The organism is Corynebacterium sp. HMSC05E07 (assembly GCF_001807225.1).
Taxonomy (GTDB): domain Bacteria; phylum Actinomycetota; class Actinomycetes; order Mycobacteriales; family Mycobacteriaceae; genus Corynebacterium; species Corynebacterium singulare.
In genome coordinates, this window is record NZ_KV788279.1 from 1 (window position 1) to 20,739 (window position 20,739).

A 20,739-nucleotide genomic window follows, 5' to 3' on the forward strand; every position below is an offset into this window, starting at 1 on the left:
AAATCAACGCACTCTAAAACCGGAAGGGCCCCTTAACCCGCACAAGAGAAGAAGGCCCTCACCGGGGAAAATCACTACCTAGACGGAATGCTAGGGAGAGTTTCTGCCGGTGAGGGCCGCTGCGTTAGCGAGAAGGCCTGAGGTGTTTACTTTTTCTTGCCCTTCTTATGCTTCTTCTCGGACTTCTTATCAGCCTTCTTGCTGTTGACCTTGTCGCGCTCCAGTTCAGCAGCAACGTCTTCAACATACGCAAAGTCGTTGCGTGGCGGACGCTCGTACTCGGCTTCTTCCTCTGGGCGCGATGGGATCTCCGGGATATCCTGTTCGACGTGCTGGTAGGGGATGGTCTTAAGGATGTGGTTGATTACGTTGATGCGGGAGCGCTTCTTGTCCTCCGATTCCACGGTGTACCACGGCGAGGTGGGAGTATCCGTGTGGACGAACATCTCATCCTTAGCGCGGGAGTAGTCCTCCCAGCGAGTAATGGACTGGAGATCCATGGGGGAGAGCTTCCAACGGCGCAGCGGATCATTGCGGCGCGACTTGAAGCGGGCAATCTGTTCCTCGTCGGAGACAGAGAACCAGTACTTCAGAAGGATGATGCCATCTTCAATGAGCATGTGCTCCAGCAACGGTGCCTGGTGGAGGAAACGGACATACTCCTGTTGGGAGCAGAAGCCCATGACGCGTTCCACACCGGCGCGGTTGTACCAGGAGCGGTCGAAGATGACGATTTCGCCCGCGGTGGGTAGCTTTTCGATGTAGCGCTGGAAGTACCACTGGCCAGCCTCACGGTCCGTGGGCTTGGGGAGGGCCTCGATGCGGCAGGTACGCGGGTTGAGATACTGCGTAATGCGCTTGATGGCGGAACCCTTACCAGCGGCGTCGCGGCCTTCCATGATGATGACCACGCGGGCGCCGGTCTCAACTACCCACTGCTGCATCTCGACGAGCTCAGCCTGGAGGCGCTTGAGCTCCTCCTCGTAGGCCTGCTTGTCGAGCTTCGGGGGTTTGGAGGGAGACTTCTTTGTTGAACTCATACCCTCAAACCTACCCTTAAGCTGGGGAAATACCTAAAACAGGCCGCTGGTGGGCAGCCCGAACGGGGGCGAAAAGGGTATTTAGTCAACCTCGTGGTTGGTCACCGTGCCGTTGGTGGCATCGACGTCGAATTCATGCTCTTGGCCGTGTGCTGTGAATTCAATCTCCCAGTGTGGGCCCCTGGCGTCGTCGCCGTCATCGAGCTCGACTTCCTTCTCTGTCACGGCGCTTGCGTCAACGCCGGCGTGAGCATAAGCGGCGGCGAGAGCATCCTCCCTGGAGATAGTGCCGGCCGTGGTGGCATTATCTGCCGATGGGGCGCCTGCATTCGTGGTTCCTGCCGGCTGATCATCCTGATCATCTTGATCGTCGTGGTCATCGTCGTTCTGTTCAACGACCGTCGTCACCGGCGCCTCGGTCACTGTTTCGACCGGGGCCGGGGTCGTGGCGGCGGGTGCCGTTTCGGCATCATCGTCAGAGGAACATGCGGTTAGTGCAGCGGTAGCGCACAGGGCGATGCCGGCGGCGGTGAAACGGAAACGATGAGTCATAAAAGGCTCGTCCTTATGATGTCTGGGACATGGTGTTAACGACCGTAACGAAAGTAGTGAATACTTGCCGAAACCCCTGCGCACAGCTGAATATTAACTGTCCCGGCACGCGCAGCCTTCCCCGCAGCCAGCAGAGGGCGGCTCACCGACGTGCGTGGTACTCTCAATTGCTCCCAAGCCGTCGATGCTAATGCGCGTTACCGACCCATCTCCCAGCATCGCGTCCTCGCCGCGCGCAAAGCCAACACCTTCCGGAGTACCGGTGGCGATCACGTCCCCAGGGTTGAGTGGATACAGGGAGGAACAAAAGGCGATGAGCTCCGCCACGGAGAAGATGAGGTCATCGGTGTTATCGTCTTGGCGCACCTGGCCGTCGACAGTCGTAGTGAGCCGCGCGCCACGGCCAGGTGCCCACTCGTCTGCGGTGGTGAGCCACGGCCCGAAACCAGCCGTGCGGTAAAAGGACTTTCCTGCGTGGAACTGGGAGGTGGCGCGCTGGTAATCGCGCAGAGTGTAGTCATTCATAATGGCGTAGCCCGCGACATGGTCCACGGCATCAGCCACGCGCACGCGGTGCGCACGAGTGCCGATGACTACCGCGAGTTCGCCCTCATAGTCCAGCTTCTTGGTGGCGAAGTCGGGGATGTAGACATCATCAAAGGGGCCAGTGAGGGCCTCAGGAAACTTGACGAAGAGCGTGGGCTGGGTGGGCAGCTCGCGGCCCATTTCCCGAGCATGCTTGGCGTAGTTCACACCCACGCAGATAATCTTGCCGGGCGTGGGGATGACGGGTGCTAGGTCGGCATTATCGAAGACGACGGGCTCGCCGGACAACTGCGCGGCTTTGCGCCAGTCCGGGCTGGTAAGCAGCTTGCCGACGTCCTCATAGTCCAACTCCGTGCCCACATTAGGGCCGTCAATGCGGATGGCGCAGGTGCCAAAACTGGTGCGGAGAGTAGCGAGCTTCATGGCCGCTAGTCTAGCGCGCGAAGAATCTCCTCCACGGCATCCGCGCACATGACGGGAACCTCCTGAGCCTCCTGCTTGGTCCACGGCTTCAGGACGAAGGAGCCTGGGTCCATACGGCCTGGCGGGCGGCCAATGCCCACGGACAGGCGCTGATAGTCCTTGGTCCCCAACGACTTCGTGGTGGAGCGCAGGCCATTGTGGCCGCGGTCTCCGCCGCCGAGGCGGAGCTTGATGGCGGCAAAGTCGAGCTCCAGCTCGTCGTGGATCACGATGATGTGGTCGGGGACGACGTTGAAGTACTGCGCCAAAGCTTTAATTGGTCCGCCGGACAAATTCATAAAGCATCGCGGTTTGGCAATGATGACCTTCGTGGCGGCGCCGCCCTGCCCATGGCGTGCCTCGGCAACATCAGTGTTTGTCTTCTTGTGGACGGAGAACGAAGCATATAGTTCGTCGGCCAGTTCATCGGCGACGTCGAAGCCAATATTGTGGCGCGTACCGGCATACTTCGGGCCCGGATTGCCCAGTCCTACGACGAGATATGGAGAAGAAGTCACGCGCACCATTTTAGGCAGGAAAGGCGAGAAAACGGCGAACCGCGCCCCCGCTCCCTAGCATGTGGGGAGCGACAGCGCGGTGCGTATGAGTGGGAGGGGAGAGGATTACTCCTCGTCCTCGCCGTCCTTCTCCTCATCGGCAGACTCAGAGCCCTCTTCCTCGGAGTCAGCGCCAGCCTCGGCGCCGCCTTCCTCAGCAGCCTCAGCAGCTGCCTCGAGCTCCTCGTCAACCTCCGGCTCGGAGATGGAGACGATGACGGTGTCTTCCTCGGCAACCAAGGTGGTGCCCTCCGGCAGGGTGACGTCGCCGGCGGTAACAACGGCGCCATCCTCGAGACCCTCGATGGATACGGTGAGCTCTTCCGGAATGTTGAGAACGTCTGCCTCGACGAGCAGGACGTCTGCATCCTGGATGAACATGAGGCCCGGAGCCGGCTCGCCCTCGAGGACAACCGGAACCTCAACCTCAACCTTCTCGCCACGCTTAATGGAGAGCAGGTCGATGTGGTCGATGTTGAAGGTCAGAACGTTCTGGTCGATGTTCTTGACCATGACGAGGTGCTGCTCGCCCTCGAGCTCGAGCTCGAAAACGGCGTTGACACCGTTGTTGCGGACCAGAGCGGTGATCTCCAGGCGGTCAACAGCGAAGTGCAGGACGTCAACGGCGTGGCCGTAGACAACGCCCGGCACCTTGCCAGCGGCGCGCAGACGGCGAGCAAAGCCCTTACCAAACTCGGAACGAACTTCGCCCTTGATGACTGGACGGGTGTTAGCCATGTGTAATCTCCTTGAAGTATTCGGTGCGGCGAGAGCTTTTGCTGAAACCATATAGATACGACAAAAGCCTGCCGATGGACGTCTTGGACGAGTCATCGCAGGCTTAATTCAAGATTCACTGCTTAACTTGTGCTATCGCGTCGATAACGGATTTCTCCCTCGCCGAGACTCAGAAGATTTTAGCAGCAGCGTTGTCGTGGAACCAAATCCTAGTTGGTTTCGAAGAGCGTGGTCACCGAACCATTCTCGAAAATTTCGTGGATGGTGCGCGCCAGCAGCGGGGCAATCGACAGCACCGTGAGGTTCTCCCAGCCCTCGGTGGACTGCGGCAGGGTATCGGTCGTGATGACCTCTTCGGCACCGCACTGCGAAAGGCGCTCGCGGGCCGGGTCGGAGAACACACCGTGGGTGCAGGCGATGATTACGGTCTTAGCGCCGGCCTCCTTGAGGACATTGACCGCGCCGGCGATGGTGCCGCCGGTGTCAATCATGTCGTCGAGAAGCACGCAGTCCTTGCCCTCCACGTCACCAACAACGCGGTTGGACACCGTCTTGTTGGCTTCAGTATTAGAACGGGTCTTGTGGACGAAGGACAGCGGGGCATCACCCAACTCATGCGCCCACTTCTCCGCAACCTTGACGCGGCCAGCATCGGGGGAGACCACCGCGAGGTTGTCCAGCGGGTAGTTCTTCTTGATGTGGTCCACCAGGATCGGCATGGCGTGCATGTGATCGACCGGGCCATCGAAGAAGCCCTGGATCTGGTCGGTGTGCAGGTCCACGGACACGATGCGGTCCGCGCCGGCGGCGGCGAGCAGGTCTGCCACCAGACGGGCGGAAATGGGCTCGCGGCCCAGGTGCTTCTTATCCTGGCGTGCGTAGGGGTAGAAGGGCAGGATGGCGGTGATGCGCTTGGCGGAGCCGCGCTTGAGAGCATCGATCATGATGAGCTGCTCCACCAGCCACTTGTTGAGAGGCTGGGTGTGGGACTGCATTACAAAACAGTCGGCACCACGCACGGATTCCTCGAAGCGGATGAAGATTTCGCCGTTGGCGAAGTCGCGGGCGGTGGTCGGAACCAGGTCGGTCTTGAGCTCCTTGGCCACAGCTTCCGCCAACTCCGGGTGTGCACGCCCGGTGAAGAGCTTCATGTTCTTGCTGCTGCCGGTAACCTTGCCAGTCATCAGTAAATATCCTTTTGCGTGTTGTTAGTTGGTGGTGTGGTCGTCATCCGAGGAGCCCTGGGCCTTGTCCGCAGCGTCTGCCGCAGGCGTGCCCGGGCGCTTCTTCTGAACCCAGCCCTCGATGTTGCGCTGCTTGCCGCCGGAGACGGCGAGTGCTCCTGGGGGCACATCGTCCTTAATCACTGTACCTGCACCAGAGTAGGCACCATCACCCACGGTGACGGGGGCGATGAACATGGTGTCGGAGCCAGTGCGCACGTGGCTGCCGATGGTGGTGTGGTGCTTGTTGACGCCGTCATAGTTGACGAAGACGGAGGAGGCACCGATGTTGGAGTAGTCACCCACGGTGGCATCACCGATGTAGGTGAGGTGCGGGACCTTGGTGCCGCGGCCGATCTGGGCCTTCTTGGCCTCGACGAAGCCGCCGAGCTTGCCCTCCTGGCCCACGATGACGCCGGGACGAATGTAGGTGAATGGCCCAACCGTGGCGTCCGTGCCGATGACGGAATCGAAGCCGTGCGTGCGCACGACGCTGGCGCCGGCACCGACCTGCATATTGGTCAGGGTGGTGTCGGGGCCTACCTCGGCACCATCGGCGATAGTGGTCGCGCCCCACAGCTGCGTGTTGGGGTGGATGGTGACATCCTGGCCAATCGTGACGTTTACCCCAATCCAGGTGGTCTCAGGGTCAACGATGGTGGCGCCGCCGCGCATGGCCTTCTCCACCATGCGGCGGTTGAGCAGACGCCCTGCCGCAGCGAGCTGTACGCGGTCGTTGACGCCGGACAGCTCATCGGGGTCCGCAGCAACGTGGGCGCCGACGCGGTGGCCCGCCTCGCGAGCAATCTCGAGCACGTCGGTGATGTAGAGCTCACCCTGGGCATTGTCGGAGTTGAGCTTGGTGAGAGCATCACGCAGCACCGCGCCATCAAAGGCGAACACGCCGGAGTTGACCTCACGCACTGCACGCTGCTCTTCCGAGGCGTCTTTCTGTTCCACGATGGCGGTCACGGAGTCGTCCTCAGCACGAAGGACACGGCCGTAACCGGTTGGATCCTCCAAGGTCATGGACAGCACGGTGACGGCGTTGCCCTGTTCAGTATGGCTCTCGTGTAGCTCGCGGAGGGTCTCTGGGCGCAGGAGCGGGACGTCACCATTGGTGACGATGACGGTGCCATCGAAGTCCGGCACCGCGCTCAGACCGCACTGCACGGCATGGCCGGTTCCATTCTGTTCTTCCTGAACTGCCTGAGAGACCTCGCAATCGAGCTCTTCAGCAATGGCGTCAACAGCCGGGGAGACCTGGTCACGCTGGTGGCCGACAACGACCACAAGGTGTTCCGGATTGAGTCCCCCAGCGGCATGGAGCGCATGGCCGAGCAGTGACCGCCCGCCAATCTCATGCAAAGTCTTCTGGGTTGAGGATTTCATGCGGGTGCCCGCGCCGGCAGCGAGGACAATGGCGGCGCAGTCGGTTGTTTCAGCCACGAGTGTGTGCGTCTCCTGTGTTGGGGGTGTCAGGACTTACTGGGATTCATCATAACGCGCTTGCGTTACTTTCCGTGAGAAACCTCCGGAAGCGCACGCGCACGCCACGCTCCGAGCAGGCCCACAACAGCAAGAAAGAGGATAGCCGCAGATGGTCCCGCCAAGGCGATGACAGCGGAAATTCCACCGACGATGAGGAGGATGACACCCATCATGGTGTTGGCAGCGCCCACGTAGCGGGTGCGCTTGTCCTCACCTGCCATGTCCACGACATACGTCTTGCGGGCCACGCGGATGCCAGCGTGTGCCAGATTGACCAAGAAGAATCCGATGGGCAGGGCCCACGCGCTTATCGACGTCGGCGCCCACGCCGCACACGCCACAATCGCCAGCAGGATCACTGCAGCAAAGCCGGCCGCCCAGGACATGACCAGGCGGGAGGATTTATCCGAGAGCACGCCGGATACCCGTCCACCGACGAGGCTGGCCAGACCGGAAGCCAAGACGAAGCCGCCGAGGCCACTCAGCGCCTGCGAACCAACGCTTTGGGAGAGTACGACAATAAAGGACGTCGATAGCGCAGAGACTAAGAGCAGCGCACGAACGTTGACGAAGCTGCGGAAACGCTTGTCCTTGGTGTAGAGCTGCCAGGTGTCCTTCCACCAGCTGGTGTTCATGCCCTTCTGGCCGGTGTTCTCCGGCACGGGCTCATCGATAGTGCGGAAGACCACTGCGGCGAGGAACCACGTGGCTGCGCCAATAGCCAAAAGAACCGCCAGCCCCCAGCGAGGCAGCTCGCCCAAGAAAGCGAGGACACCGCCGGTGATGAGGGTGACGGCACCACCCAACTGCGTTGCCCGGCCGGTGACAACACCGCGGCTGCCCTTAGAAATGGTGCGGCCCTGGACGTCTTTGCCGGTCAGCGAACACAGCGCGCGCAGCAGCGCGAGGGCAGCCAGGGCGAGGCAGACGATGAGGCCGAGGAGGGGGCCGTCGAGAAGCACGGCGGCTGCCGCGATGATCGCCGCACACACGCCCTGTCCCACCGAGCCCAGCAACCACAGGCGTTTGCGGGCCGGATGCGAGGTCACCCACGGGGTCAGCGCCGCCTGCGGGAGCATCGACCCAGACTCACGCAACGGAACAAGAAGACCGGTAAAGAAACCGGGCACGCCGGCTGCACTAAAAAGCCAGGGCAGGACGGTCTTTCCAGATAGCAGCTGATCGCCCACGCCCTGCAGTCCGTTGGACCAGACAAACTCCCGAGCATTAGCGGATTCTTTCGCGGGAAGAGACATGACTGTGATCTTAAGCCCGACTACGCCAATGCGAAGGTTAAGGTTTGCCTGACCGCCTAGTGTGAGAGGCATGTCTGTCTCTGTGTCGCGCCCTGTGTCCCGCCGAGTCTTTGTCCAAGGAACCGTCCTCACCGTTGCCGGTGCCTCCCTTCTAAGTGTCAGCGCTTGCTCCACGTCGTCAGACCAGTCCGAACCGCTCGGCTACGACGGTGAACCCCGCGCTCTACCCATCCCGCCGGTAGAAGAAGGCACGAAGGAAGGGAAGACCCGAGTATTCACGCTCACCGCCCAAGAGGGGCACTCAGAGGTACTCCCTGGCAAGGACCGGACACGGACGTGGGGTTTCAACGGACCCTTCCTGGGGCCGACGCTGCGTGCCCGCCGCGGTGAGAAGATCCGCGCGGAAATCACCAATGACCTGAGTGAAATGACCACGGTGCACTGGCATGGAATGCAGCTTCCCGCCTATTCCGACGGCGGCCCGCACTCGCCGATTCAGAGTGGTGAAACGTGGAAGCCGGAGTGGGACATCATCCAGCCGGCAGCGACGGTGTGGTACCACCCGCACCCGCACCTAGCTACCGCCACGCATGCCTACCGAGGCTTGGCCGGCATGTTCATCATCGATGATGACGTCTCCGACGGTATTGATCTGCCACACGAGTACGGCGTGGACGATATCCCCGTGGTCATCATGGACGCCAAGTTCACCGAAGACGACCAGCTCGATGAGTCGAGCGACAACACCCTGGGCCTGCTCGGCACAACCCCGCTGGTGAATGGCATTACCAACGCCCGCTTCGAGGCCACCACGCGCCGGGTGCGCCTGCGCCTGCTCAACGGTGCCTCGATGCGTTTTTACACCCTGGAGATCGGTGATTCACCGTTCCACGCGGTGGCGACGGACGCAGGGCTTCTCGACGCCCCCGTGGAAGTCGACTCCCTCCTTCTCGGCCCCGGTGAGCGCGCAGAGGTCATCGTGGACCTCGAGCCGGGTAAGGAAGTGCAGCTGCGATCGGTGCCGCGTAAGGATAACTTCGGTGTGCCGACCGACAAGGACGCCGCTGACTTCGGCTTCCGCGATTCCTTCGACCTGCTCACCATTGTGGGGCCGGAGGAGTCTGCGCCAGAGCCCCCGGCGCTGCCGACAGAGCTGGATCCTGCTGCGAGAGAAACCCCGTCTACTGAGGGCCTGACCGAGCGCGAATTCGTCCTCAACACCTTCATGATTAACGGCGAGCAAATGGACATGACCCGCGTGGACACCGTCATTGATGAGGACGCCCTAGAGCTCTGGACCGTCACCAATGAGAATTCCGACTGGCCACACAATTTCCACATCCACAACGCCCGCTTCAAGGTTCTGGAGTGGGACGGCGATGAGAAGATGAACGTCTTCAACTCCGGTTGGAAGGATATTGTTAACCTTCCCCCGAAAGCCACCGCCCGCCTGCTCGTGGAGTTTGGCCATTACCCGGACAAGACCATCCCGTACATGTATCACTGCCACATGCTGTTGCACGAGGACCAGGGCATGATGGGCCAATACGTCATCGTGAATAAGGGCGAGAAACCTGATGTGCGCGTTAAACCTGGTGCCCTTGTCTTTGATGAGGATGCCTCTGCTCACGCCGGGCATGCCAGCCACGTCGTGGACTCTTCACGCAGCCCATATGCCTCGCCGGCGGCAACGTCCTAGCGCATTTGATTACGTGGAACAGCCTGCCTGCCGCCGGCTGTGCCAGGGGCCTTTGATAGGACTGTTGTCGGTCTCCGCGTGTTCTTGATGTTTTCAAAAGTGCAACCCTGAAAACCGAACGACCCTGGTCGTGAGAACCTGATGTATGACGGTCAGGATTTGCGACCAGCGTGAGTCGCCTTGCACCTCTGGACAAATAGGAAAGTAAGCATCCAGCTTCTCACCGTGCGCTAGGGTCGATACCTGTGATTCAAGACGTTGACCCTCTTATCCATTCCCTGTACCAAGCTTTTGATCTCATTGGCGTGGTGCTGAACGGAATCATCGGCGGCACCATTGCACGCCGGCGGGAATTCGACATCATCGGCTTCGTCTTCCTCGCGCTCTTCTCTGGCCTCGCCGGCGGCATGATCCGTGACATGCTCATAGCTAATGGTCCGGCGGCAGCTATTTCTGATCCGCTGTACCTCACGTTGGCCTGCGTTGGCGCACTCATCGCTTTCCTCACTGATCTCAAGGGCAAGGCATGGGAGATTTTCCGTGAGCATGGTGATGCCATCATTTTGGGTGTGTGGTCCACCACTGGGTGCGTGAAGGGGCTGGCCAATGGCATGCCGCTCATTGCCTGTGTCTTCCTCGGTGTGCTTACCGCCGTGGGCGGCGGAATGGTGCGCGACGTGGCCTCCGGAATGATTCCGTCTGTCTTTGGCGGCAGCCCCCTCTATGCGGTGCCCGCAGTGTTGACCGGTGTGGTCATGGTGGGCTTTGCCGAGTACGACAAGTTTGCCCTGGGCATGATCATTGCCCCCATCGTGGGCTGCGGCATGGCTATTACGTCCTACTGGCGCGGATGGGTCCTTCCGCGCGCCGGCATGGCGCCGGTGAATTACACCGCAGCCCAGGTTGCGGCTATTGCAAAGAAAGCGGAGCTTAAGGGGTTTCGGCGCGGGAGTAAGAAGCGGACAGAGAAAAAGCAGGGCGACAGCTAGGCAATAAAAAAGCTTCCCCACCAGGACTCGAACCTAGAATGACGGTACCAAAAACCGTAGTGTTGCCGATTACACCATGGGGAAACAGCGCCGTGCGTCAGCGCTGGGGGACATGTTACCTGACGGGGTTCGAGAGTCCTAAATGCCTCCCCGCTTTTTGCGAGTGCGGGTCATGTCCGGTGGGGGAGATAGAGTAGGAGCATGGTTCGACAAAGGATGACCGGCCGTGAGCGCCGTGAGCAGTTGATTTCCATCGGCCGGGCGGCCTTCGCGGAGCTTGGCTTCGATGGCGCCAGTGTGGAGGAGATCGCCGCGCGCGCAGGTGTGTCTAAGCCCGTGGTGTACGAGCATTTTGGCGGTAAAGAAGGCCTTTACGCGGTGGTCATCGACCGCGAGCTCGTAGCCTTGGAAAAAGTGGTCATCGAATCCCTACAGGAGGGGTCTTGGCGTGAGCGTATTGAGCGCGGCGTCGTGGCGCTGTTGACCTACGTCGAAGAGGAGACTGATGGTTTCCTCATTCTGGTCCGTGATTCGAAGCCGGGGGAGGAGCGCAGCTTTTCCACCTTGCTGAATACCGCGGTGAACCAGATTGCTCACATTCTGGGTGAGGCCTTCGAGCATCGAGGATTCGACCCCGAGCTTGCCGTGCTTTATGGACAGGCGCTCGTAGGAATGGTGGCTACCACCGCGCAGTGGTGGCTGGATGTGCGCGAACCTTCGCGTGAGACCGTGGCCGCGCACATTGTGAACCTGTGCTGGAATGGCTTGTCCGGTATGGAAGCGACTCCGAAGCTGAAGGGAGAGAAGTAGATGACCACTCCGATGTTGGGCGGGCTGCTCAAGGTAGCAGCGTCTGATCCTAAACTTAAGGGGCTCGCCGCCCAGGTGGGGACGTCATCCCTGCACATTACGGGCATTGACCAAGCCCGCCCGTGGGCTATCGGCACCTTGGCACACCATGCGCCCGTCCTTGTCGTCGCAGCATCGGGCCGCGAGGCGGAGGATCTGACAGCGGAGCTCACTGCGTTGTTGGGGGACAAGGTGGCGTATTTCCCTGCCTGGGAGACGCTCCCGCATGAAAGGCTCTCGCCTGCCGCCGATATCGTCGGCAAGCGCGCCCAAGTCCTCGACCTTGTTGGCGCTGGTAAAGCCAAGGTTGTGGTGACCTCCGCTCGTGGTTACTGCCAGCCCATCTTGAGCAAGGTGGAGGGGCGTGCGCCCATTTTCCTCAAAGAAGAGGAGGAACACGAGTTTTCCCATATCGTGTCGGAGCTGGAGTTCCGGGCGTACAAGCACGTGGACATGGTGGCTAAGCGCGGTGAGTACGCTACCCGTGGCGGCATCCTTGATATTTTCCCCACTACCTCCGATTACCCGGTGCGCGTAGAGTTCTGGGGAGACGAGATTACGGATATTCGCCAGTTCTCCGTGGCGGACCAGCGTGCCTTCACGGAGATTGAGGTAGGTGAGGTCGCCATTTACCCGGCCCGTGAGCTGCCCATCACCAACGAGGTGGCTGCGCGTGCCCGTGACTTGGCCCAGAAGTTTGGTGGCAACGCGGCACTGGCTGAGCTTCTTACCAAGGTGGGTGAGCACATACCGGCCGAAGGTATGGAGGCGTTGCTCGCCGTGCTTGCCGACGTCCCCTTCGTCACCCTCCCCGAACTTCTCCCCACCGGAACGCACGTGCTCCTTGTCGCTCCGGAGAAAATCCGCACGCGAGTCGCAGATCTGGAATCCACTGATGCTGAATTTCTCGCCGCAGGGTGGGAAGCCGCCGCCATGGGTGCGGATGGCCCGCTTGCGGCCGAAGGTCTCGACACGGAAGCCTCTAGCTACCGTTCCTACGAGTCCTTGGTGGCCACGTGTGCGCAGATTGAAGCACCGCTGTGGACCTTTGCACCTCCCGGCATGTTTGCGGCGGCGGAGTCGGAGACCCTGCCGCTCGACTTTGAACCTGGCCCTACCCCGCGCGGTGACATCCAGGAGATCGACGCCATGATGGCGCAGCTTCTCGCTCACACCACTGCGGGCGGGCGTGCTGCGTTCATTGCACCTGCGCAGGGCGCTATCAAGCGCATGGTGGAGCGTTTCGCGGAAAAGGGAATTCCTACCAAGGTGGCCACGCCAGGCTGGGAGCCGAGTCCCGGCGAGGTCATCCTGTATCAAGCTCTGAGCCATGCCGGGCTCGTTTTCCCCAAGGTGCGCAAGCTAAAGGACGCTGAAGCGCTCCCGCTCGTTGTCGTTACGGAGACAGATCTCACGGGTAATCGCGTGGGCGATATTGCGGGAGCGAAACGTCGCCCAGCAAAGCGTCGCAACCGAGTCGATCCACTGGCCCTCAAGCAGGGCGACTATGTGGTGCACGAAACCCACGGTATTGGCAAGTTCCTCAAGATGGCTGAGCGCACTATCCAGTCTGGTGATGAGACCTCGCGCCGCGAGTACATCGTGCTTGAGTACGCCGCTTCAAAGCGCGGCCAGCCCGCTGACCAGCTGTGGGTCCCCATGGACTCGCTCGACCTACTGAGTAAATACACCGGTGGTGAGGCCCCCACCTTGTCGAAGATGGGCGGCTCCGACTGGAAAAACACGAAGAAGAAGGCGCGCGCCGCTGTACGCGAAATCGCAGGCGAGCTCGTGGAACTCTACGCCAAGCGGCAAGCCGCACCGGGTCACCAATTCGGTCCGGATACGCCGTGGCAGGCGGAGATGGAGGACAATTTCCCCTTTGTTGAGACCGAGGACCAGATGTTGGCCATCGACTCCGTGAAACAAGACATGGAGTCCACAGTGCCGATGGATCGCGTCGTTGTGGGTGACGTGGGCTATGGCAAGACTGAGGTTGCTGTGCGCGCCGCCTTCAAGGCAGTCCAAGACGGCAAGCAGGTCGCGGTCCTAGTCCCCACCACGCTGCTGGCCCAGCAGCACACCGATACCTTCCGTGAGCGCATGCAGGGCTTCCCAGTCGATATCGAGGTGCTCTCGCGTTTCACCTCGACCAAGGAATCCAAGGAGATTCTTGCTGGCTTGGCGGATGGCTCGGTGGACATTGTCATCGGTACCCACCGCCTGTTGCAGACCGGCGTGCAGTGGAAGAATCTAGGCCTTATCGTCGTCGATGAGGAGCAGCGCTTCGGTGTCGAGCACAAGGAACACATCAAGGCGCTCAAGGCCTCGGTGGATGTGCTGACCATGTCCGCAACCCCGATTCCCCGAACCCTGGAGATGTCCATGGCGGGCATCCGTGAGATGTCCACAATCCTTACACCGCCGGAGGACCGCCACCCGGTTCTCACGTACGTCGGCGCCTACGAGGACAAGCAGATCGCGGCGGCCATCCGCCGCGAGCTGTTGCGGGATGGACAGGTGTTCTTTATCCACAACAAGGTCGCGGACATCGAAAAGAAGGCTCGTGAGCTACGTGACTTGGTGCCTGAAGCACGCATCGTTGTTGCCCACGGCCAGATGAACGAGGACGTCCTGGAACAGACCGTTCAGGGTTTCTGGGATCGTGAGTATGACGTTCTGGTGTGTACCACCATTGTGGAAACCGGCCTGGATATCGCCAATGCCAACACCCTCATCGTGGAAAATGCCCACCACATGGGCCTGTCCCAGCTCCACCAGCTGCGCGGACGTGTGGGCCGCTCCCGTGAGCGTGGTTATGCCTATTTCCTTTATCCGAAGGGCGCCACGCTCACTGAGACTTCCTATGACCGCCTTGCTACCATTGCCCAGAACAATGACCTCGGCGCCGGCATGGCTGTGGCCATGAAGGACCTGGAAATGCGCGGTGCCGGCAACGTCCTCGGTGCGGAGCAATCCGGACATATTGCCGGCGTGGGTTTTGATCTGTACGTCCGCCTCGTCGGCGAAGCCGTAGAAACCTTCAAAGCGCTTGCTAGGGGAGAAGCCCCAGTTGTCACAGATGAGGGTCCGAAGGAAATCCGCATCGACTTGCCTGTTGATGCTCACATTCCGGAAAGCTACATCAACTCTGAGCGTCTTCGCTTGGAGGTCTACCGGAAGCTCGCGGCCTCCAAGGACAACGCGGACCTGCAACACACCGTGGAGGAGATGGAGGACCGCTATGGTCCAGTCCCAGAGCCAGTGCAGCGTCTGCTGGCTGTCGCTCGCCTGCGCCATCAGGCGCGCCGGGCGGGGGTGTCCGATATCACCGTGCAGGGCACCCGCATCAAGGTCCACCCGGTGGAGCTTGCGGATTCCAAGCAGGTGCGCCTCAAACGCCTCTTCCCAGGGTCCAATTACCGTGCAGCTGCCAAGGCGATCCAGCTCAATTTCCCCAAAGCCGGCCGCAATGTGACGGACCCCAAGCTGCGCGATGTCGAACTAGTACAGTGGATGGCGGACTTCTTGACGTCCATGTTTGAGCTGGACCACGTCGATGTCACCGGTGGGAAGGCCACAAAGAACGTCATCAGTGTAGGGGAGAAGTAATGAAAGCCGCCAACCGCCGAATTGTCTTACTTGCAGTATGGATGGTCGCTGCTGTGCTGACCATTCCAGCGTCACTTGTCATAAAGATGTTGGGTAAGAACGGGGGTTGGCTCGTCTTTCTTGTGCTGATGTATGGGGTGCTGATCGTAGGCTTCTGGATTGCTCTCGGCTTGCTCCCTCTGCTCATTCGTGGTGAGTATCCCAGCAAGCTTGCCTGGGCTTGGGCGGGGTTAGCCATGACCTTCATCGGCTTTGCCATGTTCCACGCGAACATGCCTGATTTTGGTGACGTGGGACCCGCCACCGTCCCCACATGGTGGCATGGAAATGAGAAGGCGGCTGGAGCCACGGCCTACGCCGGCCTAGGAATCAGTGCCGTTGGCCACATTCTGTGGATTGCCGCGTGCATCGTCTACGCGGTCCGCTCCCGCAAGGGTGATGCGGAATCTCCGGGAACGGTACGAGGCACAGGAAACGCTTGAATCAGCGCAGAGTTCTCATGGTGACATGGATGCTGTCGGCCGTCGTGGCCGTTCCTTGAGTGCTGGCCGGGACGTACTAGGGGAACACCACCTCGCGTCGGGGCCGGGCCCTACCTTAAAGGGACAGCCAGCCGGCGCTGAGGCCCCACACTGCAGCAATCGCACCAGCGATGACAACGAGCACCACGCACCATTCGAAGTTGTTGAACACACGCTCCTTCTTATACAGGCGGGTAGCCACATACGGAACCATGCTTGGCACCACGGCCAGTGCACCTAACAGCACATACACTAGGTCAGCTGCGTAGATGAGCCATAGCGAATACACGAACGCCACAAGCCCAATAAAGAGGTGGTGGCGGTTCTCCTTGGAGCTAACCTCAGGGCCAGACATGTCGAACTTCACGCCGGCATGTGGGTGGGTCAGGCCCTTGCCGCGGATGGCAAGAAGAACCAGGTAGAGAGAGGAAAAGATATAGGGCAGCAGGTACATGATGGTGGCCAGCTGCACCATGGCGTTATAGGAGGTCTCGTTGAGGAAGAAGACGATGACGAAGAGCTGAATTGCCAGCGTAGAAATGAGCTGTGCTACCCACGGCGCACCAGCCAAGTTGATGGTGCCAATTTTGCGGGGCAGCAGGCCGTCGAAGGCCATCATGGCAATTGGCTCGGCACAGAGCATCTGCCAGGACACGTAGGCGCCCAGCACGGATAGACACAGGCCGATCGAAATGAGCGCGCCGCCCCATTCACCCACGGCAGCGGTGAGTACGGAAGCCATAGAGTTATCAGGTAGGGCCGCGAGTTCCTCCTGGGTGAGTACGCCGAAGCTCAACGTGGACACGGAGACAAGTAACACGAGGACGCTGATGAAGCCGATAACGGTGGCGCGGCCGACATCGGAACGGGAGCGTGCCTGCTTGGAGTAGACAGAGGCGCCTTCGACACCAATGAATACCCACACGGTGAAGAGCATGATGCCCTGGACCTGCTCAAAGAGTGACTTATCAGAGTTCTCACCCCAGAAGTCAAGGGTGAACTTGTCCCAGCTGAACCCCAGGAAGGCAATGAGCACGATGAAAGCCAGGATAGGAACGATCTTGGCAATGGACGTCACCATGTTCATAATGGCGGCTTGCTTGATGCCGCGGGCGAGCACCGCGAAGATACCCCACGATAGAAGTGACACGGCAATCGCGGAAACCCACTGGTGGTCCGCATCAAAGAAGGGCACGTAGTGGCCGATGGTGTTAAAGAATAGGGTGGCGTAGCCCACCTGTGCCATGACGGAACCCAGCCAATAGCCCCAGCCGGAGGTAAAACCGATGAAATCACCAAGACCAGCGCGGACGTAGGAGTATACGCCAGAATCGAGGTGTGGCTTGCGGTGAGCAAGGATCTGGAAAACGAATGCCACAGAGAGCATGCCGATGCCGGCGATGAGCCAACCCAGCAGCATGGCGCCGGGTCCGGCCACGGAGGCGATGTTCTGCGGCAGAGAGAAGATGCCGGCGCCCACCGTGGAACCGATGATGAGCGCAACGAGCGTCCACAGCGTCACGGAGTGCGTGCGCGGCGATTCGGTGAGTGGTGTAGAGGTCATTGGTCAAAAATACCCCTTAAGGCGGGCTTTTGTGCAACTGTAGTCAAAACTCATGGGGCGAGAGCCCCTATACTCGGTGCCTATGACTGTCCTGTTGCTCGATCCGCGTTGGCCCACCATGCTCCCCATGGAAGTCTATGGAAAGCTGCGTGGGCCTGCGGTTTTCACCGATGAAGTGCCGGTGAAAGTCCGGTGGAACTTCGATGAGCTGTTGTGCGGTGACGATCCTTTGGGGCAAGGTGTGCTGGTGAGCACGAATGCGTCGGATCCGAAGGTGCGTGCGCTTCTCGACGCCTCCCATGACCTCATCCTTGCCCCATCCCTCGAGGATCCGCTGTGGCAGGCGCGAGAGGTCATGTCGCGGGCTCGTACGATTGGGGAATGGGAACGGGAGCAGACGCATGATTCCTTGCTGCCATACCTTGCTGAAGAGTCCGCAGAGTTTGCTCAAGCGGTGGAGCAGCGTGCACCCGATGCTGAACTGATGAAGGAACTAGGGGACGTTTTCCTCCAAGTCCTTTTCCATGCCGAGATTGCTGCGCGTCGTGGAGCCTTCACGTTGGATGACGTGGCGGCCTCTTTTGTCACAAAAATGCGCTCCCGCGCGCCCTACCTGTTTGACGGCTCAGAGAGCGTCGTTGGGGTAGAGGAGCAGGAGCGCTTGTGGGCGGAGGGTAAGGCCCGCGAAAACCTTTAGTTCTTCTGGAGAACGGAAGACAGGAGCGGAGCGTAATCCGCAATCTTGGAGGACAGGCCGGTGCCGCCGGTGGCGATGGTGTCTTCCTTTACGATCTTGCACTCGAGTGCGCGGTCAGCGGTCTGGCCAGCGTACTTCACTGCGACCAGTGCCAGCGGGCCGAAGTCCTCGGTGGTGCCCAGCGCGGTAAGGTTCTGGGACAGCTGGTTGCGGGTGGTGGTTTCGGTGAGCAGCTCGCCCTCGGTGCCTCGATCGATGAGGGTCAGGGTGTTGCGCAGGGCGTCGCAGTCAACAGTTTGGATGCGCTGGGACAAAAAGCCGCCCAGCTCATCGAGGGAAGCAGCGGATGCGGTGGCAGGAACTGCGGCACCGAGGGTGACGATGGCGGCGGCGGTGGCGGCAATACGACGGATGGACATGGAACTCCTTGAGTTATGCGTAGAGAACAGCACTATTTCCCGGCTCGGTGAGCCGTTCATCGGTGCAGTCTAGCGCAGTATGTTACGCATGGGAACACTTTGACATAATTTTGTTACCGATCTGTGTCGGTGCGAAGCAGGGGTTGAGTGCGCTGTAGTATTCCTGCCTATGACTAAGGGGCTACGGAGGATCGGGGGCTGCGGCCTCGGCATTGTCCTGGCGATCATTCTTATCATTTCGCTCGTGGCCTGGAGCTTGTCCTTCTTAGATAAGCCCTCACCTTTCCGGCAACTCGAACCCGTGCCTCACGATCTTCCCCCCATTGGTGGAGCGGAAGTGCCCGCTATCGACGTCGAGGCACCCGGGCGCACCGCGGACAAACTTTCGTGGTGGTCGGATCAGCTCAAGGACGCCACGAGTATCCCTGAGCAAGCTTTGCGTGCCTATGGCAATGCGGAACTTATAGCGAGCAAGACCTGGCCTGACTGCAACCTCCGGTGGAATACCCTCGCCGGTATTGGGTGGGTAGAGACCCGTCATGGCTCCTATAACGGCAACATTTTTAAACGCTCATCACTCGATGAGAACGGCTACCCCGATCCGCCCATCGTGGGAATTCCCCTCGATGGCTCGAACAACACCACCCTTGTCCCTGACAGCGATGGTGGCACGCTAGATGGCGATGCTGAATTTGATCGCGCCGTGGGGCCCATGCAGTTCATCGCGACCTCGTGGGAACACCTTGGACGTGACGCAAATGGAGACGGTGTGGCTGACCCCAACCAGATAGATGATGCTGCCCTTGGTGCGGCGGCTCTCCTGTGCTTTGGTAATCGAGACTTGTCTACCCCGGAGGGGTGGCGTGAGGCGATTCTCAACTACAACCAATCCGAGGAATATGTGCGTAAAGTGGCGGGTGCTGCCAATTCATACGCGATTGAGCAGCCGGCAACCTCCTAGATTTTAGTCACGTTGTCCGGTTCTGCCCGACGTGTTCCGAAGTTTTCTGGAACAATGGATAGCAGGTGATTTGGGAGCCCTCCCGAAGCACAACCCCAAAATCAATTTGGCTCTATAGGAGTGAAAGCAGCATGGCTGACATCATCCACGTAATGGCACGCGAAATCCTTGATTCCCGCGGTAACCCCACCATCGAGGCGGAGGTGTTCTTGGACGACGGTGCACGCGGCGTCGCTGGCGTACCGTCCGGCGCCTCCACCGGTGTTCACGAGGCGCACGAGCTGCGTGACGGTGGCGAGCGCTACCTGGGTAAGGGCGTGCTCAAGGCAGTAGAGAACGTTAACGAAGAGATCGCAGACGAACTTGCTGGCTTCGAGGCTGATGACCAGCGTCTCGTCGATCAGGCCCTCATTGCACTGGACGGCACGGATAACAAGTCCCGCCTCGGTGCTAACGCCATCCTGGGTGTCTCCATGGCCACCGCCAAGGCTGCTGCAGAGTCTGCAGGCCTGCCGCTTTACCGCTACATCGGTGGGCCGAACGCTCACGTCCTGCCGGTTCCGATGATGAACATCGTGAACGGTGGCGCGCACGCTGACTCCGGCGTTGACGTTCAGGAGTTCATGATTGCTCCGATCGGTGCAGAGAGCTTTAGCGAGGCCCTGCGTATCGGTGCAGAGGTCTACCACGCACTGAAGTCCGTAATTAAGTCCAAGGGCCTGTCCACCGGTCTCGGTGACGAGGGTGGCTTCGCTCCTGAGGCTGAGTCCACCAAGGCTGCTCTGGATCTCATCATTGAGGCAATCAAGAAGGCTGGCTTTGAGCCGGGCAAGGATGTGGCTCTGGCGCTCGACGTTGCCTCCTCTGAGTTCTTCAAGGACGGCAAGTACCACTTCGAGGGCGGCGAGCACACCGCTGAGGAGATGGCTAAGGTCTACGAGGACCTCATTGCTAACTACCCGATCGTCTCCATCGAGGATCCGCTGCAGGAGGATGACTGGGAGGGCTACACCAAGCTCACCGAAACTATTGGTGACAAGGTCCAGATCGTCGGCGATGACTTCTTCGTCACCAACCCGGCCCGTCTGAAGGAGGGTATCGACAAGAAGGCTGCTAACGCTCTGCTCGTGAAGGTGAACCAGATTGGTACCCTCACCGAGACCTTCGACGCGGTCGAGCTCGCTCACCGCAACGGCTACCGCACCATGATGTCCCACCGTTCCGGTGAAACTGAGGACACCACCATTGCGGATCTGGCCGTTGCTCTGAACTGTGGCCAGATCAAGACCGGTGCCCCGGCTCGTTCCGAGCGCGTGGCTAAGTACAACCAGCTGCTGCGCATCGAGCAGGAGCTGGATACCGCCGCTGTCTACGCTGGCCGTTCCGCCTTCCCGCGCTTCCAGGGCTAAAACTCCCTCGAAGTTAAGAATTGACCCGCAATCGCGGGATATTCCTTAAAGGTGCCGCAGGAATCTGTGGCACCTTTTCCTGTGACACCTGTTATTTTTGTGACTCGCTCGCGCGCTGACCCGCAGCCTGCTTCTCGGGAGCTAGACTAACTTC

At 60.2% G+C, this 20,739-nt stretch carries 18 protein-coding genes; 8 read left to right on the forward strand and 10 right to left on the reverse strand.

Annotation, left to right across the window (positions count from 1 at the left end):
* Nucleotides 1–146 precede the first annotated feature (146 nt).
* The 8 genes from ppk2 to HMPREF3149_RS12335 all read right to left on the reverse strand — a co-directional run bounded on the left by ppk2 (nt 147) and on the right by HMPREF3149_RS12335 (nt 7,865).
* Entirely contained in the window at nt 147–1,040 is an 894-nt protein-coding gene (ppk2, locus tag HMPREF3149_RS12300) for a polyphosphate kinase 2 (protein WP_070538499.1), read from the reverse strand.
* Between the two features lie 81 nt (nt 1,041–1,121).
* The gene (locus tag HMPREF3149_RS12305; protein WP_083280875.1) at nt 1,122–1,592 is read right to left on the reverse strand and encodes a PepSY domain-containing protein; all 471 of its coding nucleotides are present in this window, start codon (nt 1,590–1,592) and stop codon (nt 1,122–1,124) included.
* A 93-nt stretch (nt 1,593–1,685) separates the two neighbouring features.
* Nucleotides 1,686–2,561, reverse strand: a complete 876-nt coding sequence (locus HMPREF3149_RS12310; RefSeq protein WP_070538501.1) for a fumarylacetoacetate hydrolase family protein — start codon at nt 2,559–2,561, stop codon at nt 1,686–1,688.
* A gap of 5 nt (nt 2,562–2,566) precedes the next feature.
* On the reverse strand, nt 2,567–3,118 hold the full coding sequence (gene pth / locus HMPREF3149_RS12315; protein ID WP_210385457.1) for an aminoacyl-tRNA hydrolase: 552 nt from the start codon (nt 3,116–3,118) through the stop codon (nt 2,567–2,569).
* Nucleotides 3,119–3,223: 105 nt separating this feature from the next.
* Nucleotides 3,224–3,895 (reverse strand): 50S ribosomal protein L25/general stress protein Ctc, encoded by a 672-nt coding sequence (locus HMPREF3149_RS12320; protein ID WP_070538505.1) that lies wholly within the window; start codon nt 3,893–3,895, stop codon nt 3,224–3,226.
* A 209-nt stretch (nt 3,896–4,104) separates the two neighbouring features.
* A complete protein-coding gene (locus HMPREF3149_RS12325) occupies nt 4,105–5,079 on the reverse strand; it encodes a ribose-phosphate diphosphokinase (protein WP_070538507.1) in 975 nt (324 codons plus the stop codon).
* A gap of 24 nt (nt 5,080–5,103) precedes the next feature.
* A complete protein-coding gene (gene glmU, locus HMPREF3149_RS12330) occupies nt 5,104–6,567 on the reverse strand; it encodes a bifunctional UDP-N-acetylglucosamine diphosphorylase/glucosamine-1-phosphate N-acetyltransferase GlmU (protein WP_070538509.1) in 1,464 nt (487 codons plus the stop codon).
* A 65-nt stretch (nt 6,568–6,632) separates the two neighbouring features.
* Nucleotides 6,633–7,865 carry an MFS transporter gene (locus tag HMPREF3149_RS12335; RefSeq protein ID WP_070538533.1) on the reverse strand — a complete coding sequence of 411 codons (1,233 nt, stop codon included), beginning with the start codon at nt 7,863–7,865 and terminating at the stop codon, nt 6,633–6,635.
* A gap of 70 nt (nt 7,866–7,935) precedes the next feature.
* Between HMPREF3149_RS12335 and HMPREF3149_RS12340 the strand changes: the two genes are divergently transcribed.
* The 5 genes from HMPREF3149_RS12340 to HMPREF3149_RS12360 all read left to right on the forward strand — a co-directional run bounded on the left by HMPREF3149_RS12340 (nt 7,936) and on the right by HMPREF3149_RS12360 (nt 15,496).
* Nucleotides 7,936–9,564 carry a multicopper oxidase family protein gene (locus HMPREF3149_RS12340; RefSeq protein ID WP_070538511.1) on the forward strand — a complete coding sequence of 543 codons (1,629 nt, stop codon included), beginning with the start codon at nt 7,936–7,938 and terminating at the stop codon, nt 9,562–9,564.
* Nucleotides 9,565–9,812: 248 nt separating this feature from the next.
* Entirely contained in the window at nt 9,813–10,553 is a 741-nt protein-coding gene (locus HMPREF3149_RS12345; protein ID WP_210385459.1) for a trimeric intracellular cation channel family protein, read from the forward strand.
* Nucleotides 10,554–10,754: 201 nt separating this feature from the next.
* Nucleotides 10,755–11,363, forward strand: a complete 609-nt coding sequence (locus tag HMPREF3149_RS12350; RefSeq protein ID WP_042530172.1) for a TetR/AcrR family transcriptional regulator — start codon at nt 10,755–10,757, stop codon at nt 11,361–11,363.
* Complete coding sequence (mfd, locus tag HMPREF3149_RS12355; RefSeq protein WP_210385458.1) at nt 11,364–15,014, forward strand: transcription-repair coupling factor; 3,651 nt, start codon at nt 11,364–11,366, stop codon at nt 15,012–15,014. It begins immediately after the preceding gene.
* The gene (locus tag HMPREF3149_RS12360; RefSeq protein ID WP_070538515.1) at nt 15,014–15,496 is read left to right on the forward strand and encodes a hypothetical protein; all 483 of its coding nucleotides are present in this window, start codon (nt 15,014–15,016) and stop codon (nt 15,494–15,496) included. Before mfd ends, HMPREF3149_RS12360 begins: the two co-directional genes overlap by 1 nt.
* Before the next feature lie 115 nt (nt 15,497–15,611).
* On the opposite strand, the gene HMPREF3149_RS12365 is transcribed toward HMPREF3149_RS12360, so the two are convergent.
* Complete coding sequence (locus tag HMPREF3149_RS12365) at nt 15,612–17,099, reverse strand: amino acid permease (RefSeq protein WP_070538517.1); 1,488 nt, start codon at nt 17,097–17,099, stop codon at nt 15,612–15,614.
* Between the two features lie 82 nt (nt 17,100–17,181).
* Here HMPREF3149_RS12365 and HMPREF3149_RS12370 point away from each other — a divergent pair, with 82 nt between their 5' ends.
* Nucleotides 17,182–17,796, forward strand: coding sequence for a MazG nucleotide pyrophosphohydrolase domain-containing protein (locus HMPREF3149_RS12370; RefSeq protein ID WP_070538519.1), 615 nt, complete (start codon nt 17,182–17,184; stop codon nt 17,794–17,796).
* Here the strand turns inward: HMPREF3149_RS12370 and HMPREF3149_RS12375 are convergent.
* Nucleotides 17,793–18,215, reverse strand: coding sequence for a hypothetical protein (locus HMPREF3149_RS12375; protein WP_042530180.1), 423 nt, complete (start codon nt 18,213–18,215; stop codon nt 17,793–17,795). The two genes, HMPREF3149_RS12370 and HMPREF3149_RS12375, sit on opposite strands and share 4 nt — an antisense overlap.
* A gap of 169 nt (nt 18,216–18,384) precedes the next feature.
* Here HMPREF3149_RS12375 and HMPREF3149_RS12380 point away from each other — a divergent pair, with 169 nt between their 5' ends.
* Complete coding sequence (locus tag HMPREF3149_RS12380; protein ID WP_070538521.1) at nt 18,385–19,176, forward strand: lysozyme family protein; 792 nt, start codon at nt 18,385–18,387, stop codon at nt 19,174–19,176.
* A 131-nt stretch (nt 19,177–19,307) separates the two neighbouring features.
* Nucleotides 19,308–20,585: a phosphopyruvate hydratase gene (gene eno, locus HMPREF3149_RS12385; RefSeq protein ID WP_042530184.1), complete on the forward strand. Its 1,278-nt coding sequence runs from the start codon at nt 19,308–19,310 to the stop codon at nt 20,583–20,585.
* The last annotated feature ends 154 nt before the right edge of the window (nt 20,586–20,739 follow it).